This is a genomic window from Shewanella sp. AC91-MNA-CIBAN-0169 (assembly GCF_040310165.1).
GTDB lineage: Bacteria > Pseudomonadota > Gammaproteobacteria > Enterobacterales > Shewanellaceae > Shewanella.
This window is the reverse complement of record NZ_JBEOPM010000010.1, coordinates 120623-139942: the sequence shown is the minus strand read 5'-3', so window position 1 is coordinate 139942 and position 19320 is coordinate 120623. Positions and strand designations below refer to the sequence as shown.

At 40.5% G+C, this 19320-nt stretch carries 10 protein-coding genes; all 10 read right to left on the bottom strand.

Annotated elements, in window-relative coordinates; genetic code table 11:
- Window positions 1-60: 60 nt before the first annotated feature.
- The 10 genes from pyrD to proQ all read right to left on the bottom strand — a co-directional run bounded on the left by pyrD (window position 61) and on the right by proQ (window position 19169).
- Window positions 61-1080 (bottom strand): quinone-dependent dihydroorotate dehydrogenase, encoded by a 1020-nt coding sequence (pyrD, locus tag AAEY98_RS10835; RefSeq protein ID WP_350978009.1) that lies wholly within the window; start codon window positions 1078-1080, stop codon window positions 61-63.
- A 61-nt stretch (window positions 1081-1141) separates the two neighbouring features.
- A complete protein-coding gene (locus AAEY98_RS10830; RefSeq protein WP_350978011.1) occupies window positions 1142-5989 on the bottom strand; it encodes an NAD-glutamate dehydrogenase in 4848 nt (1615 codons plus the stop codon).
- A gap of 328 nt (window positions 5990-6317) precedes the next feature.
- Window positions 6318-8624 (bottom strand): efflux RND transporter permease subunit, encoded by a 2307-nt coding sequence (locus AAEY98_RS10825; RefSeq protein WP_351016866.1) that lies wholly within the window; start codon window positions 8622-8624, stop codon window positions 6318-6320.
- 49 nt (window positions 8625-8673) lie between these two features.
- Entirely contained in the window at window positions 8674-9684 is a 1011-nt protein-coding gene (locus tag AAEY98_RS10820) for a WD40/YVTN/BNR-like repeat-containing protein (RefSeq protein WP_101086986.1), read from the bottom strand.
- Window positions 9685-9742: 58 nt separating this feature from the next.
- Entirely contained in the window at window positions 9743-11107 is a 1365-nt protein-coding gene (locus AAEY98_RS10815) for a DUF1329 domain-containing protein (RefSeq protein WP_101086985.1), read from the bottom strand.
- Window positions 11108-11120: 13 nt separating this feature from the next.
- Window positions 11121-13169: a DUF1302 domain-containing protein gene (locus tag AAEY98_RS10810; protein WP_101086984.1), complete on the bottom strand. Its 2049-nt coding sequence runs from the start codon at window positions 13167-13169 to the stop codon at window positions 11121-11123.
- A gap of 315 nt (window positions 13170-13484) precedes the next feature.
- Window positions 13485-13700 carry a DUF2835 domain-containing protein gene (locus AAEY98_RS10805; RefSeq protein ID WP_162023284.1) on the bottom strand — a complete coding sequence of 72 codons (216 nt, stop codon included), beginning with the start codon at window positions 13698-13700 and terminating at the stop codon, window positions 13485-13487.
- Window positions 13701-13790: 90 nt separating this feature from the next.
- Window positions 13791-16352, bottom strand: a complete 2562-nt coding sequence (gene pepN / locus AAEY98_RS10800; RefSeq protein WP_162023285.1) for an aminopeptidase N — start codon at window positions 16350-16352, stop codon at window positions 13791-13793.
- A 132-nt stretch (window positions 16353-16484) separates the two neighbouring features.
- Window positions 16485-18536, bottom strand: coding sequence for a carboxy terminal-processing peptidase (gene prc / locus AAEY98_RS10795; RefSeq protein ID WP_162023286.1), 2052 nt, complete (start codon window positions 18534-18536; stop codon window positions 16485-16487).
- Window positions 18537-18557: 21 nt separating this feature from the next.
- The gene (gene proQ / locus AAEY98_RS10790; protein WP_011637685.1) at window positions 18558-19169 is read right to left on the bottom strand and encodes an RNA chaperone ProQ; all 612 of its coding nucleotides are present in this window, start codon (window positions 19167-19169) and stop codon (window positions 18558-18560) included.
- Window positions 19170-19320: the final 151 nt, after the last annotated feature.

Here is a 19320-nt window from a genome sequence, read left to right as displayed (position 1 = left end):
CGAATGATCTAAAATTCGATCGCGGCATGATTTTTGATCAATAACGTTATATTTTAGTCACTATTTTTTACAATAAGCTCTAGCGATCTGATCAACCAATTTAGGACCTTGATAGATAAAACCAGAGTATATCTGCACCATAGTTGAGCCAGCGTCAAATTTAGCTAAAGCATCTGCTGCACTATTGATCCCACCAACACCAATGATCGGGATCTTACCTTGTAAACAGATCGCTAATTGTTTGATCACTTGTGTTGATAAATCCGTCAACGGTTTGCCACTTAAGCCACCCATTTCTTCAGCATTTTTTAATCCAACCACATTATCGCGGCTTAAGGTGGTGTTGGTCGCGATAACACCATCAAACTGATTACTCATCAATGAATCAGCTATAGCACTAATTTCTTCTGAGCTTAAATCAGGCGCAATTTTTAGCGCCACTGGCACATATTTACCGTGTTTAGCGGCTAATTCAGTTTGTTTGGCTTTAATTGAGCTAAGTAAGTCATCTAATAACTCACCGTATTGCATTGAACGTAAACCAGGAGTGTTAGGAGAGGAAATATTAACTGCAATATAGCTCGCATATTGATAAACCTTTTCCATACAAATTAGGTAGTCATCTTTACCCTGCTCTACTGGAGTGTCTTTATTTTTACCTATGTTCACGCCAACCATAATGTCAGACTTTTTGGCCATTAAATTACGTACCAGATTATCGACACCTTTATTATTAAAACCCATGCGATTAATAATGCCTTTGGCAGGTTTTAATCGAAATAAACGCGGTTGATCGTTACCGGCTTGTGGCCGTGGTGTTACTGTCCCGACTTCAATATGGCCAAAACCCATTGCATGAAAAGCATCAATTGACTCGCCGTCTTTATCTAATCCTGCAGCTAAGCCGACAGGATTTGGGAACGTCAGTCCCATACAGGTTACAGGAGCAGATTTAACCTGTTGACGATAGAAACAATTTAACAGATTGTTTCCGGTCATTTTCAAACTGCCAATCGCGATATTGTGGGCTAACTCAGGGTCCATCTGAAACATTACTTTTTGCGCGAGTTTGTAAAACATGTTTTCTCCTAGACCTAAAAAAAACCCCGGCAATCGCCAGGGCTTATTCACATTATAAAAACTACTTCTGACCTTCGCAATGCAAAATCAGCAAGTTCAGTTCTCTTAAGGCGACTGAGAACTTAGCAAATTCATGGGTTTGAGAAACCTTGAAGTCGGCTAGCATGTGATACCATCTTTCAAGCAATGGTTTGTTTAATGTAATCCATTGATTAATAACACTATCTGCATCACAAGTATCTGTACAAGTACGTAATACTGCAGAACTTAATGCTCGTTGTTGCCAATCAAGTTCTTCTCTGAATGCCGCACGAGCAAGTGCTTGCCAATGGTTTGCTACAGGTTGAGCATTGATTTGTTCTAAGAACCAATGTAATTCAACTTTTGCACCGAGTTTGAAGTAAGTTTCTGATACCAGATCAACTGACTTATTCTCGATTTGAGCAATTTGTGCAATGTCTAACGCAGAGAATAATGTACTCATTTTAGCGACAATTAGTGCAACTGCTTTAGGGACATTTTCTTTTACTAGAGTAGTAATTTCAGCAGAAATCACTTTAACTTCAGCTTCAATCATATACTGGTCAACGTTAGCTTTAAGCTGTTCAAATACAGGCTTAAAGAATGCCACTGTTTGATCAATATCATGAGCACGATTGCGATGACGAATAAACCAACGACATGCTCGACGCATATTACGACGTAACAGATGTAGCATTTCACCCTGCACATGTGCCGGAATAACACCATTTAACTCAGTAATAGAAGCGGTTAACTCATCAAGACCAAAGATCTCTCGGGCCATAGTATAACTAATAGCCGCTTCAGCAACTGTTGCACCGGTCTCATCTTGCATACGTTGTACAAAATTAAAGCCCATATCATTAACTAATTCATTAGCTAATGATGTAGCAATAATTTCACCACGTAGAGGATGTGCGGTCATTTTATCAGCGTATTTTGCTTGTAACTTTTTAGGGAAATAAGCCACTAATAACTTGCTTAAAAATGCATCTTCAGTGATTTCAGGTGTCACGAGCTGTTCTTTAAGTACCATTTTAGCGTAAGCAACTAATACCGATAACTCAGGACGAGTTAAAGCACGGCCATTGGCTAAACGTTCGGCAAGATCGTCATCAGTTGGTAAGAACTCAAGTGCGCGGTCAAGTTTACCGTCTTTTTCAAGATACTGAATAAAACGAATTTGCTCTTTAAGCTGTGACACACCATGTACTTGGGTAACCGAAATCGTACGGGTTTGATCTTTACAATCTTTAATCACAATTTCACTGACTTCGTCAGTCATGTCTTCAAGTAAACGGTTACGCTGTTTAACGGTTAACTCACCTTCTGCCACTAACGTGTTTAAGAAGATTTTGATGTTAACTTCGTTATCTGAACAATCTACACCGCCAACGTTATCGACGAAGTCGGTATTCATACGGCCTCCATTAGCGCAGTATTCAATACGGCCTAATTGAGTGCAACCTAAGTTACCGCCTTCACCGATGATTTTTGCACGTACTTCTTTACCATTAACACGTAAGGTGTCGTTGGCACGGTCGCCTACTTCAGCATGCGATTCTTTGCTCGACTTAACGTAGGTACCAATACCACCATTCCAAATCAAGTCTACTGGCATTTTCAGTAGTTCTTTCATCAGTTCAGTTGGGTTCATGGTGTCTTTGTCAGTGTCCAACATTTTCTTGATTTCTGGTGTCAATTTAATTGACTTAGCAGAGCGTAAGAATATCCCGCCGCCTTTAGAAATCAGTTTAGCGTTATAGTCTTCCCAGCTTGAGCGTGGCAGTACAAATAAACGCTGACGCTCAGCATAGCTTTCTGCAATTTTGGGCGTAGGGTCAATAAAGATGTGCATATGGTTAAATGCAGCGACCAATTGAGTTTGCTCAGATAACAGCATACCGTTACCAAATACGTCACCAGCCATGTCGCCAATCGCAACACAACTAAATGGAGTCGTTTGGCAATCTACACCAATTTCACGGAAATGGCGTTTAACCGACTCCCATGCACCGCGTGCAGTAATACCCATTTTCTTGTGGTCATAACCGTTACTACCACCAGAAGCAAACGCATCGCCTAACCAGAAGTTATATTCAATCGCAATCGCATTAGCAATATCTGAGAATGTTGCCGTGCCTTTGTCAGCAGCAACAACCAAATATGGATCGTCTTCATCGTGACGTACAACATCTGCGGGTGGAACCACTTCACCATTAACAATGTTGTCTGAAATATCTAATAACGCACGGATAAAGATACGGTAACATTCTTGCCCTTCAGTGAATAATGCTTCGCGGCCACCTTCTGTCGGCAGTTGCTTACACACAAAACCACCTTTTGCGCCTACAGGCACAATCACGGTGTTTTTAACTTGTTGTGCTTTTACTAAACCGAGTACTTCGGTACGGAAGTCTTCACGACGATCAGACCAACGTAAACCACCACGGGCCACTTTACCACCGCGTAAATGCACACCTTCAACACGAGGCGAATACACGAAAATCTCAAACTTAGGCATCGGCTTAGGCATTTCTGGGATTAAGCTCGGTGCAAATTTAAACGAGATATAGTCTTTCGCTTTGCCGCTGACTGCAGTTTGATAGAAGTTAGTTCGTAATGTGGCGTTTATTAAATCTAAGTAACGACGAATAATCCGGTCATCATCTAAGCTTGAAACGTCATCAAGTTGTATGTTCACCTGTTCAAGGAACTTACTTAAGGTGCGCGTTTTTAGTTTAGGGTTAAACTTACGGATGAACATTTTCACCAATAAGTCCGCTAATTTAGGATAACGGCTAAACGTTTCTTCGATGTACGACTGACTGAATGTTGCATCAATTTGACGCATGTACTTGGCATAAGCACGCAAAATAGACACTTCACGACCACTGAGGCCTGTTGACAGTACCATGCGGTTAAAGCCGTCATCTTCTAACTTCTTCTGCCACACTTGCAATAAAGCCGTTTGGAAACGGTCTTGACTGTCGGCTAGATTCTCTGTGGCAGCGCCTTGCACTGTCATTAAGAAATCTAAAATCCAGAATGTCGCGCCATCATTGGTTTTCACTTCGTACGGACGTTCATTGATCACGCGTAAGCCAAAGTTTTCTAGCATTGGCAAAACATCAGACAAATGAATTGGCTCGTCTTTATGAAACAGTTTTAAGCGAACTTTATTGTCATTTAACGCCGACTCTTGTGGCTGATAGAACAACATGCCTAACTTGTGATCATCATCCAAAGCTTCTAAATGCTGCATATCAACCACAGCAGAACTTGGTAATACATCATCTTTATAGCTAGGTGGGAACGCATTTAAATAACGCTTTGTCAGTCCTGTTCCAGCTTGTTCACCAACGGCATTGTTTAATGCAGTGTGCAGTTTGTCATCCCACGAGCGAGCGGCTTCAATAAGATTTTTTTCAATGGCGGCCACATCAACATCCATATTGTTATTATCAACTTTGATAATATAGTGAGTGCGAGCCAGAGTAGACTCAGAAAAATACGTGGTGAACTCAACATCTTCATTACTTTGGAAATGTTGTGCCAAAATGCGTTGAGTGTCTTGGCGTAACTTAGTGTTGTAGCGGTCTTTAGACACATACACTAAACACGACAAGAAACGACCATAACCGTCTTTACGCACAAACAGCTTTAACTTATCGCGATCTTGCATTTCCAAAACACCATGAGCTATGTTTGATAGCTCAGGATCTTTAGCTTGAATTAGCTCATCACGAGGTAAGTTTTCAAGAATGTTCATCAACGCTTTATAATCATGCGAGCGCGGAGTTAGCCCAGAATTATCAAGAATGCGCTGAACCTTTTCGCCCAATAATGGAATTTCGCGTGGGCTACGGTTATAAAGATTTGAAGCATATAAACCAATGAAGCGATCTTCACCGATTACGTTGCCTTTTTTATCGAAACGTTTAACACCAATATAATCTACATAAGCCGGACGATGTACACGACTTTTAGCAGAGCTCTTGGTGAGAACAAGTAAGCTTTCATCTAATGCCTCTTTACGGGCTGAATCAGATAAACTTGAAAGTAATAAACCACGCTCACTGTGTGAGGTTTTTGAACGGTTCATTAGCCCTAAGCTAGATTCAATATTAGGAACAAGCTCAACATCACCTTCAACACGTTTTAAATCGTAATAACGATAGCCAAGCAAAGTGAAATGATGGTTGTTCAAGTAGTTTAAAAAATCAACTGACTCTTTCAATTCCGTTTTATCACCAGGGAATGGACGTGAAGGTAATTGCTTAATAGTCTCGGTTAATGTATCTGACATTAATTGCCAATCATTGACCGACGCTGAAACATCAGCAAGTACAGATTGAATTTCTTTTTCAATCGCTTTAATGTCAGCATCACTATTTTGTTTATCAATTTCGACCAAGAATACAGCAACATTATTGCTGTTATCTGTTGTGTCATTAACAAATGACACATCTGACACATTGTTGTTATTACCACGTACAACGGCTAATGGCGTATGTAACATCACATGGGCAGTGATGCCCATTCGATTTAACGCCATTGAGAGCGAGTCAACCAAGAAAGGCATATCAAGTTGGATAACCTCAATAATGCTGTGAGTTGACTGCCAGCCATGTTTTGCTTGGCTAGGATTAAATACACGGATGTGGGTTTGATCCTGGGCCGTTTTATTCAGCGCATTCCAAAGGCTCACTACAGCACCATATAAATCACTGTCATTACGAGCATTGAGATCGTCTTTTGACATATGGGCGTAGAGGCAATTGGCAAATTGCTCAACTTGTTTGGCTTGAGAATGAGGGATTTTTGTGTGAATTAAATTGACTACATTTTCCAGTAGTACTGAAGGCATTGCATCTTTCAAGGCCATGTTGCAGATTCCTTAAGCGTCTATGGCAGCGCTCTTATCATTATATGGATGCTTCGGCTTGTTGATTGTGTCGGTCCGAGTCATTTTGTGTGTAGCACGTAAATAACTGTTTTTCGTTTAACAAAAGAAACTCATATTTGAGATCTTGTGCAAAGTTTATTACTAAATTGCTGCTATATCGAGGAAAATTTTAGTGGTACATCCTCTATAAATCCAGTCGGCAGCATAGATTAGCGTTTAAAATGACATTTAAGTCGTTTGCATAGAGTAACTATGCAAAATAAAAAAGGGAGCTAAGCTCCCTTTTTTATTTAATTACATGTTTTAGTTACTTTTTTCGCCAAAACATCGCTGAAAGTGCGGGTAGAATAATAATTGCTCCCAACATATTCACTAAAAACATAAATGTCAGCAAAATTCCCATATCCATTTGGAATTTAAGGTCTGAGAAGAACCAAGTGCTCACTCCAATGGCTAACGTTAGGCCGGTAAAGATAACCGCACTACCACGTTCAACGAGAGCTTCGAAATACGCTTGTTGCACCGGCATGCCATTACTGAGTTTATTGGACATCGTCGACAAGATATAAATCCCGTAATCAACGCCGATACCCACACCTAATGCAATCACCGGTAAGGTACTCACCGCTAACCCAATATCAAGCAAGGTCATTAACGCTTGCGCTAATGTTGATACCACATAAAGTGGAATAATTACCGCTATCGTCGCTTTGAGTGACTTAAAGCTAATTAAACACAGTACAAACACAGCGCCATATACATATAGCATCATTGGTAGCTGAGCTTCGCTCACGGCTTCATTTGTGGCGGCCATGACACCAACAGGACCTGATGCTAGCTTAAATTGCAAAGTGTCAGAGTTAAGTTGTGCGGCAACAGCTTTAACTTTGTCTACAACCACCTCGATGGTTTCAGCTTTGTGATCTTTTAAGAACAAGTACACAGGCATAACCGAGCAATTACTATTGAGCAAACCAGATGTTGTCGGTATTTGGCCAACGGCTTGGACTAAACTCGCGGTGGTACGCGGTAAAATCTCCCACTTAGGGTTACCTTCGTTAAATCCTGCATTCACTTTCTTAGCAATAGATGCCAAGCTTGCCGTTGACTCTACCCCAGGTGTATTTGCCATCATCCATTCGAACTGATCTATCTGAGATAACAATGAATGATAAGTACAGGCTTCTGGTGTAGCTTCTACAATCACAGACATTACATCAGTTGTAATTGAAAAATGTTTAGTGATAAAGAAAGTGTCTTGGTTATAACGAGAGTCTTGATGCAGTGCAGGCGCCCCGCCCTGTAAATCACCAATTTGCATTTTGGACGCTTGTTGAAAACCAACCGCGTAAAGTATCGCAGTCGAAATCAATACGACAATGGCATATTTAGGGGTCGCAAATTTAGACAAACCACGCCAAATATTTTCAATTTTTTGACGTTTTTCAGGACTGTCTTGCTTACTCGGTAATTCAAAATATGAAATCACCAATGGTAGTAAAATCAGATTGGTTAAAATAATAACCGCGACACCTAACGATGCAGAAATAGCCAACTCACGAATAATACCAATATCAATTGACAGTAAGGTTAAAAAACCAACCGTATCAGATAATAATGCAACACCACCGGGCACTAATAAGCTACGAAATGCGGACGCTGCAGCGGCTTTAGTTGTTTGGCCATCAAGCACACGACGACGTACAGCATTGATCATCTGTACCCCGTGACTAACACCAATAGCAAACACTAAAAACGGCACTAAAATCGACATTGGGTCCAAACCAAAGCCAACCACGGTTAATAATCCTAATTGCCAAAATACTGCAACCAAACTACACACTAGTGGCAAGACGGTTAGCACTATCGATTTTGAAAATAGGTATACCATTACAGCAGTAATCGCAATGGCGATTAAAAAGAACAGCAGTACGCCTTTAGCGCCCTCAGCAACATCCCCAGCCATTTTTGCAAAACCGATAATATGAATTTTGATCTTATCGTTTTCAAACTTGCCACGAAGCTCTTGCTCTAATTGATTTGCAAACGCAATAGTATCAATAGCCTCACCCGTTTGAGGGTCAAACTCCATTAACTGCGCAGACACCATGGCAGAGGTGTAATCATTACCGATAAGTCGGCCTACAATGCCAGCTTTTTCAATGTTATCACGAACGATTTTAAGACCGTAATCATCATTACTAAAATCAGCAGGGATCACCGGACCACCGGCAAAGCCGTCTTCTACGACTTCGGTAAAACGAGTTGAAGGTGAGAATAACGACTTAACCTGAGAACGTTCTACACCCGGAATAAAAAATAATTGATCGTGCACATTTTTGAGCGCATCAAAAAATACCGGGTTAAATATATTGCCACTGGTATCTTCTACCGCCACCATAATACTGTTAGCACCACCAAAATCTTTTTGATGTTTGGTATACGTTTGCATGTACGAATGATTGAGTGGGATATTTTTACTAAAAGCAGCATCCATTTTTAATTGGCTGGCTTGATACCCTAAGAAAAAAGTAATAAAAATAAACGAAATGATGACCCATTTTCGATTGCGGAATAAATGAGATTCAAATCCATTGACCAGTTTTTCTAACATCTTTTCGGCCCTATTATTGTTGTTTTAATTGTCCAGTTTAACCAAAAGGTTAATCAAGCTGGAACAGTCCCTTAGAACCGGCAAACCATAACTGGCCTTTACTGTCTTTAGCAATTGCCACTATATTTTCACCTTGGCGTCTGGCAACAATTGTTGCTTTATCATCATCTACTGACAACACAATCCCAGCATTTCCCACCAGGTATAAGTCATTACTAGCGGTAATAAGTGCGCTATTAATTGATGATTGGACAGGTAAATTAACTTCTTGCCATGCGGATAGCGTTAAGTCTGACTTAAACACATGACCACGTAAGCCCATGACATAAACATCTTCGCCAACTTCAATGGCATTAAACATTGAACCATCATAATCAAAGTTAGTTTTCGAAAATGTTTGGCCGTTATCACTCGATACCGCGACCAAGCCAAGCTCACCCACAAGCAACAATCGTTTATCTTTCAGGCGAATTAAACGGTTGAAATGGGGTAATAATGAAGCTCGCTCAGATAAATACAATGCTTCATCTTCTGCTTTAAGTTCATTTAAATAGGCAATATCTTCTTCAAATAATAATTCTTGATGAAATTCTTGTTGCCATGTTTTACCGCCATCAGCGGTGCGATAAAATAATCCATAAGCGCCCACCGCAATACCATCAACGGGACTATAAAAACGAATATCTAGAAAAGGTTTCTCTATTTCAGCAGATTGCATCTGCACCGACCACGTTAATCCACCATCTTGAGTGTGGATGATAGTGGCATCATGGCCGACAGCCCAACCTTGTTTGTCGTCGAAAAAAAACACTTTGGTTAATTGAGACAATACAGGGGTCGCGACTTGGTGCCATTGATTATTGTCCAAAAGCAACACATTACCGCGTTGGCCTACCGCGACAAGTTTGTCACCAGCATTAGCAATATCAAGCAATAAAGAGGATTGAGCTAGGGGTTGAATCTGAACAGAGAGTGGATCGAGTTGAGCATCTACTGAAGTAGTATATAAACATGCACTAATCCCAATCGCCACTGCACTGCGAAGCATGCTAAACGTCATACAAACTTCCTTTACAATTTATAGGGGCGCAACCGCGCCCCATTTTATTTATGGCTTGTTAACGAATACCGGCACGTCTTAGGGCGTCTGGGGTAAAGTTAGCTTCAGAAAGCGATGCATCAAAATTATACATGCGACCTTCGTTGTCTAGACCCATTGCTAAATAACGGCGAGATTGAAGATCGTGGAACACTTCTAAGGTACTCCAAAGCGCAGGCACTTCATAATAGTTGATTAGATGAGCGACACCAACACGATAAAGCTCATCGCGATTATCATATATATCCGTTACTGCAACTTGCCATGAATCTTCATCAATATAAAACACGCGAGTTTTATATGTATGACGCATGCCTTCTTTTAACGTCGCTTTGACTTCCCATACGCGATGTTTTTCATAACGTGGATATTCAGGGTTAATATGGCCAGGTTTTAAAATTTGGTCATATTTCAACGCATCTGAATGTAAACGATAATCATTGTATGGAATATAAATCTCTTTCTTACCAACTAATTCCCAGTTATAACGCATTGGAGAGCCGTTAAACATATCGAAATCATCTGTTGTTCTTAATCCATCAGACACAGTACCAGGTGTATCAAAAGCTACGTTAGGCGCTTTACGAACTCGGCGTTGTCCAGTGTTATAAGTCCAAGCTTGGCGTGGAAGAGCCTCTTGATCCATGGTTTCTTTTACAAGTAATGCTGTACCAGCAAGACGTGCTGGTTGAGTCACAACTTGTTTAAAGTAAAACAATGTATTTGTTTCTTTAAGTTTCTCTAATGTCACCTCTGGACGAGAATATTCAAAACGAATTTCCTCAGCGTTTTCAACCAAAGTGTAAGAACCATTAGACATCGGCGCAGCTTGGCTACGATAGGTTTCTACATCAACACCACGATAACGTAAAATATGATTCCAAATCACTTCTAAACCGTTAGCAGGGATTGGAAATGGCACACCAATGGTCGCCCCAGTAATACCGTTACCTTGTGAAACTAACTCAGCTCTAACGGCATTGGCTTTAGTCGCATCATAAACATATTGAGGTACGGCTGCAGTACGGCGACTTTCATAGACATTCATTTTGTAAGTATCTGGATATACTTCAAATAATTGTTTCTGACCCGGGGTTAAAAACTCAGCATACTGGGCTTTATTTTCATTAGTGATCGTAAATAGCACTTTGTCAGTTGGGAAAGGATCTGGATGATGCATACCCTTAGTGTAACCGGCTATAGGTTTGCTAATACCACCACTCCAAACAGGAATTGAACCATCGGCATTAGCCGCTTTTTCTGCACCCATAGGGGTTAATGTTGTACCCAATTTGTCTGCATCAGCTTGTGATACTTTCGCCAGCGCAGCAGGTGCACTTAGTGCTAGCATCACTGCTGCCGATAATATCGTCAGTTTCTTCATTATAATTATCCTTCTAAATCGAATACTTGACGTTGAAAGAGATGTAATCTCTGTCTGTCATCGCATTTGTTGTTCCTACGCCACCAAAGAAGCTGTTGTAAGAAATATCTGCGCCCCAACGACTTTGATAATCAAAGTTCACACCCAAAGCGACAGATTTTCTGCCTTCGGTGAATAAGAACATTGGATCCGGTGTAATGCCATCAACGTCATGAGAGAAAATCACTCTTGGGTACATGTTCACACCAGCAAACACATTGTTAAAGTCAGCTTTCGCCACTAAACGATAACCCCACGCAAAATCTGTTGGGAATGGATTGGTTTCAGGACCATTATGCAATGCGGCAATAATACCAGTCATTTCTGGGTTACCACCAGAACGAGCGGTTCCTGGACCGTTTAGACGTAATTCGTCAAAACCAGGCATATCATGGATCCACACACCACCGACTTCAGCAAGCATGGTTAGATTATCTAAACCTAATGTCGGGCCGAATAAGTGGGTAAAGGTTACCTGTGCTTGAGTCGTATCGGTAAGTATATACCCCTCAGCGTTTGAGCCAGGCTCCACATTATCCATTTGTGAAATACCATCTAAATCAGGACGAAGACCCGCATTAGCTAGTTGCTGAGGCATCGCTAAGAAAAGTAATTCAACGTCGTCAATTTGCAATGGCTCATCAACACGATGAGAAATTTCACCAGCAACAGAAGTATCGCCTACCAAAGTGTTAAAACTAAAACCATACAACTGGATATCTTCAGGATATACAATTTGCGATTTGGTAAAGGTTTCCATACTTAACAAAAGTTCGCGGTCAATGTTCCCACCACTTTGTGCTAAACGGCCATAATCACGACCAATAGCTTCTGCAGTAAAGTTAGAGGCAGTACCACTAATAATTGGACGACGACTGTGGTAATTCATGTAATAAAAACCAAACTCAGTTTCGCCCAGTTCTGGAGAGTAATAGCCTAATTTAACCCCAAATTGGCCATCATCACTAGGATCTGCAGCATCTTGAACCAAAGCAACCTTAGTTGAATAAGCAGTCATGTAAGCGGCATATGCTGAGTTAAACCCAGTAGCGGCTGCAGCTTCATATAAACGTGAATATTCTGAAATAAGGAAATCTTGGTTGATATCTGGATTGGAGTTGAAACCCAATTGTGCATTTTGGTTATAGCCACCATATCCAGCAAAATCATTGGTTGCAAAGTTTGACCCCGGTGTAGGGATCCAAATTGGCTGCCAATCATACTGATAGAATGCTTCTAGGTTTAAGTTTTCAGATAAACCTAACGATGCCCAAACCATGCCTTGTGGACGGAATGCTTCTTTGAGCTCCGCACCTGGTGCATTAAGAATATTTAAGTCTACAGCATTGATTTCAGCAATACCGTGAGAAATCAAGGTGCTTTCGCCCCATGAAACGACTTGGTTACCGACACGAACACTTAATGGGTTAGCGCCGTCATTTAAATCCCAGTTACCGTAAACAAATGCATCTAGTAAGCGAATATCTTTACATTGCACTTCTGACGCTTTGCTATCTTCACAAGGATCAAATTCTTTTCCGGTTAATGGATCGTTAAAGCCATAATCACCATCATTTAATTTGCGATCGTAAAAATACATACCACGTAAAAAGATACCGTAGTTTTCATACTTTAATGATAATTCGTGGAGACCTTTAACAATCTCAGACGTGGTATCACCTTGTGCATACAACAAATTACTTAAGTCATTGTTGCTTGAATAAGAACCAGGCTGAGTCCAAATTTCTGTTGAGGTATATTTGGTTGATCCAAACGCACCACCAAATGCCGAATAACCAGACCAATCGAATTGTGGTTGGTTTACCTTTCCGATTTGATTATTCCAATCGCGGTCTGACACACGCCAACTCGCACCTGCAGTCCAAGTTGAATCAAATGTACCTCGTACATCACCCCAATCAAAAGAAACGGCTGAGGCTGAAGTGCTCATCCCCAAACATAATGCCGACACCACCCCCAAAGCGAGAGCCGACTTGTTAAATCTTTTTTTAACAATATTCATTTTAGTTCATCTCCGTAACCTGTTGGATTAGTTGTTATAGGAATTTAACCAACATCTTGTTAGCCCACAGGCAACACCATTGTTACAGCATTTAACTATATTGAGCAAGGTCAAAAAAAAGAAAATGTTTAAGAAAATTAACGATGTCGGGGTAAAAACGACAAAATAAAACCAGCCTATATTTGAATTAACACAGACGATATAATTACAGTCATTTAACCATTAACGAAAAAAGTTTATTTTCATAGACTTATATATATTAACGGGGTGCTACTTCACACACCACTAATCAATCAAACGTTTGAAGTAAATACTCTATAATTTATTAAGTGATTTGAAATTCCCATCTTGGTTAAGGACTAATTTGAACTGTCCTTGAATACCTTGAGGGGTTAAATAAGGTCTAAAATACTTACCATTGATATGCAACACACGACCGTGGTGATCTCTTACTTGCACTTTCTCTGCAAGTCCTTGGTAATATGGTAGAAATGCTTCATAACTTACGTTAAGAGAAAATAATAACTCCATAATTTACTCCATAAAAAGGAGAGCAAGCTCTCCTTTTTAACATACTAAACAGTCTAACTATTCATACTAGATGAATAGTCGTTGACGCTATTATTCGGCCAATGATTTAGTGACTTTTTCATATAAATCTTTCGATAAATCCGGTAAAGCTTTTAACTCTGCTAAACACTGTTTCATTAATTGCTGACGATGTTGATCGAATTTGGCAAACTGAATTAATGGTGTGATCATTCGCGATGCGACTTGTGGATTCGACTTATTCAATTTGACTAAAATTTTAGTCAAATAACGGTAGCCTTCGCCATCAGCACGATGAAATTGATAAGTGTTTGCGGCGGCAAAAGCCCCAATCAATGAACGTACTCGGTTCGGGTTAGAAAAACTAAAACTGCTGTGTTTTGTCAGCGTTTTAATTTGATCTATCACTTCATCGCTATTCACTAACGCTTGTAATGTCAGCCATTTATCCATCACTAATGGCGTTGATTCCCACGTAGACTCAAAGTCACTTAATAACATAGGTAAACAGGCTAGTTTGGCTGTAGCTGCCGCTTTCAAAGCCCCTAAGCTATCAGTCATATTTTTAGCTGAATAATATTGCTTTTCAACTAACGATTCATGAGTATCGGTCACTTGACATAACAATGACAAGGCAATGTTTTTAAATGCACGAGCACCAGCGTTATCTAAAAGTATCAGCTCTCGATAACGTACCAATAATTCATCTTCACAAGCTGATGCAAGTTCTTCAACAACAAACTCTCTGGCTTTGGCCAAAGCATCTAAATCAACACTATCTACCTGCTCAATTAATGCAGAAGCAGTAGGAATAGACAAAATTTCAGCCACTAAAGCTTGGTCTATATTCGCATCTAAAATGACGCCTCTAAATGCTTCAACAACACGAGTATCAACCATCATGACTTGCTGCTTTTGCAACTGAGCAACGTTATTCCAAATGGCTTGGCTCACTAACTGCACAGATGCTTCCCAACGCGCCACTTCGCTAGAAGCATGGCGCATAAGATGCACAAGTTGATCAATGCTAAAATCGTAAACCAATTTAACAGGTGCTGAAAAATCTTGTAGTAAAGATGCTATAGGTGCGCTTTCTAGTCCATCAAACACAAAGGTTTGGTTGGCCTTAGTCACATCTAGCACTTTATTGACTATTGATTGCCCTACACTATCCAACAGCTCAACACTGAACGGAATATGCAAGGTTTGGCCCTTCACACCTTGCGACATCACTTGTTGAGTAACGGTTAAATGGTACTCACCTTTATCCGCATCAAAACGGTCTTTTACCGTCACAACGGGTGTACCAGCTTGGCTATACCAACGACGGAATAAGGTTAAATCTTTACCGCTAGCATCTTGCATAGCATTAACAAAGTCATCGCAGGTTACCGCTTGGCCATCATGACGCTCAAAATAGCACTTCATTCCAGCTTGAAAGCCTTCTTCGCCTAGAATGGTGTGCATCATGCGGATAACTTCAGCGCCTTTATTATATACCGTCACAGTGTAGAAATTATTCATTTCAATTACACTTTCAGGCCGAATAGGATGTGACATTGGACCGGTATCTTCAGCAAACTGTTGATTTTTCATCACTCGAATAGCATGAATTCGGTTAACTGCGCGCGACCCAACATCGGAACTAAATTCTTGATCACGAAATACCGTTAAGCCTTCTTTTAAACTTAACTGAAACCAATCACGACACGTGACTCGGTTACCTGTCCAGTTATGGAAGTACTCATGGCCTACAACCGACTCAATACCATGATAATCTTCATCTGTTGCACTGGCTTTATCAGCGAGCACGTATTTGGTATTAAAGACATTCAAGCCTTTATTTTCCATCGCACCCATATTGAAAAAATCAACTGCAACAATCATATAAATATCAAGATCATATTCAAGACCGAAACGAGTTTCATCCCATTTCATTGATTTCTTCAATGATGCCATAGCGTGATCAGCTTTATGTAAGTTGCCTTTATCAACAAAAACTTGCAGTTTGACTTCACGACCAGTTTGAGTCGTAAAACTGTCATTAAGTAAATCAAAGTCTCCAGCGACCAAGGCAAATAAGTAACTTGGTTTAGGGAATGGATCATGCCATTTGACAAAATGACGACCAGAACGAGGCATCTCCCCTTTATCAATTAAATTGCCGTTACTTAACAAAAATGGAAATGCCTGTTTATCGGCTTCAACGCGCACGGTATAAATAGCCAGAACATCGGGTCTATCTAAGAAATAGGTGATCCGGCGAAATCCTTCTGCTTCACATTGGGTACAATAAGCACCGTCTGACATGTAAAGCCCTTCAAGACTCGAATTTGCCTCAGGGTCAAGCAAAGTGACCACTTCTAATTCAAACTCATTTTGGTCCGTACTAATTATTAATTGGTTGTCGTGTTGACGATAGTTAGCTGCTACACCATTAAGTTTCACTGTACTTAGCGAAAGTTGTTCGCCATCAAGCACTAAATCATGCTGATGCTCACCATTACGGATCACCTTACTGATGGCTGTCACTTTAGTGTTTTTGCCATCCAGAATAACGTTCAAATCAACATGGGTAATGGTGAATGAAGGCTTGGTATAATCTTTTAGGTGTTTTTCTTGCGCTTGGTTCATACATGTTCCTCTTGAACGGTACTAATGCCAATATGATTAAATGGGCGTGGTCTTTATCGAATTGGTACTGTTTTTAGTGATTGTGATTAAGAAAAAACGCGCCTAAGCGCGTTTTTTAACAGTAATAAAAAATTACTTTGAGTTAGTTTTAGCTATTTTTTCTACGTCAGCCATATCGAGGGTGATATAAGCCGTTTCATCTAAAAAGGGATCAGGTAACTTGCTATCATCTGTTTTTTCAATATCGTCTAAAGACTTCACGGCAGCCAAACCTTGATGGATTCGACGTGCGTTTGCTCGGTCTAAAGCACGCTTATCATCGTCTTCACGAGAAGCAATTCGTTCACTCTCAACAAGTGATATTGTTTTGTCTTTATGATGTTTTTTAAACTCAGTAATGTCTTGGTATATATAACTGAACTCTACATCTTTGCTGATACGCTCTTTATGTTTAACATCAAGATTGTTGATCAGCATAGGGTTGATATTCCCTAAAGTAGAGTACTGAGCAACGGGAACCTTATCCCATGGCAGAGCATTCTCTTCCTCTGACTCGCCGTATTCGCCAGCCTCTAAAGCACTTGGAAAACGGACATCAGGCGTAACGCCTTTTAATTGAGTGCTGCCACCATTAATACGGTAAAATTTAGCGATAGTATATTGTACGTGACCAATTGGCTTTTCATACATGTCATAAATACGACCCAAGCTTTTATGTTGCTGAACAGTCCCTTTACCAAAGGTAGACTCACCGACGATAAGTGCACGGTCATAATCTTGTAAAGCCGCAGCAAAAATCTCTGAAGCCGATGCACTATAACGATCAACCATCACCGCCAATGGGCCATTATATGCACTGGCGCCATCATTATCACGATTTTGATTAATGCCACCATTAGCATCACGGATTTGAACAACTGGGCCCATGTCAATAAACAGGCCTGTGAGTAATGTCGCTTCGGTTAATGCTCCACCGCCATTACCACGGAGGTCAATAATAATCCCTTCAACATTGTCTTTTTCAAGTTTAGTGATTTCTTTAGCCACATCTTGTGACAAATTCATATAAAATCCAGGGATTTGAATCACCCCGACTTTACGATTGGCATACTGGCCTTCTTTAGGCTCAACCACTTTTGAGGTCGCGGCACGGTCTTCTAAACGAATTTTATCTCGGGTAATGACCACTTCAAAAGGTTTAGCATTAGCCCCGCCTTTATTCGGTAAAATCTGTAATACGACTTCACTTCCTTTTGGCCCTTTGATCAAATCAACAACATCATCTAAACGCCAACCTATGACATCAACAATGTCACCGGTTTTTTGACCAACACCAACAATTTTATCTTCTGGTGATAATTTCTCGCTATTGGCAGCAGGCCCTCCGGCCACTAAACTTTTGATGACGGTGTAGTCATCATCCATTTGCAACACGGCCCCAATACCCTCAAGACTTAAATTCATTTCCATTTGGAAACGTTCTGCATTACGAGGTGATAAATAACTTGTATGAGGTTCAACACTACGAGCAAACGCATTCATGACTGTTTGAAACACGTCTTCGCTTTGTGTTTGGCTTAAACGCTTAATGGCATTGTTGTAACGCTTCTCGAGCACTTCAACAATTTCAGGCCACTTTTTACCGGTTAATTTAAGATTTAACGCGTCATATTTAACGCGCTGACGCCAAAGTTCATTCACTTCGGCTTCATCTTTTGGCCATTGCGCATCTTTGCGATCAAATTCATACGCATCGCCAGCTTGAGTAAAATCGAACTCTTTATCAAGCAAAGACAACGCATAAGCAAAACGCTCATAACGACGTTTCTGTACTAGGTCGTACATGGTAAATGCAGGGCTAATATCGCCTGATTCAACCATGTTATCAAACTGGTTTTGATATTGACTAAAGCTCGCAATGTCTGCCGCAGTCAGCACATTACGACGATAATCAAGTTGCTCAAGAAAACGGGTATATATTTGCTCAGAGAATGCATCGTCAAGTACAAAACGATGATAATGCGAGCGAGTAAACAAAGTTGTTACTCGCTTGCTAGCCACTTTATGTTGTGGCTCTTGTGCTAGTTTAGGTAACTCGCTGATTTGAATCGTTGGTGAAATTGCCCATGCCGAAAAGCCGACAAATAAACTGGCAATTGACGCGGCCAAGGTAAGTTTTCGCATCAACAAGTACTCCTTAAATTTCTATAATAGTATGTGCTCAGCACGTACTTTGATGGATAAGCCAGAATCTAATTGAACAAGCACATCCTCTTTATTAATATCAGTCACAACACCAGGAACAGGTGTGGCACCTAATTTAACATTAACGCGTTGTTTTTGTTTTAAATCTTCTAGCTTAGCCGGCACAAGTTTAATCACTGGAGCCGCTACCGGTGCAGGACGTTCCTTTTTAACGGCAGGAGCACGTTTAGGTGCCACTTTCTTTGCCGGCTTTTTAGGCGCTAACGCTTGACGTTTTGCTTTAGCTTTATCTTGGCTTTCTTTAAGCGTCAAAATAGCATGGTCAATGTGCTCTTGTTCTAATTCAGCACATTCATTACCGTCAAGATCTATACGTTTAGCACCTGCTTTAACGCCTTTCAAATAGCGCCAGCTGCTTGTGTAACGACGAAGCGCTACACGTAATTGTGTTTTACTGACTTTAGAATCATCAGCTAACCGTTCAGCCAAATCTTGAAACAAACCAATTTTTAATGGCTTCGTTTCACCTTCTGCAATAAAGCATAAAGGAAAGGTTTCATATAAATACGCTAAAATTGCGTTGGTGTCGGTCAACTTGTCTGTTGATTCCATTTTTACTTCCACGTTAATAAAGGGACTGATTATGCGGCATACAATTTGCCTTGCAGTCGTTCATCTTTCGTTAAACCTTACTGTTAAGGCTTAACGTACAAAATATCACTATCCGCCAGTTTGCTAAAGTCATTGAAACAAACCTTAACAA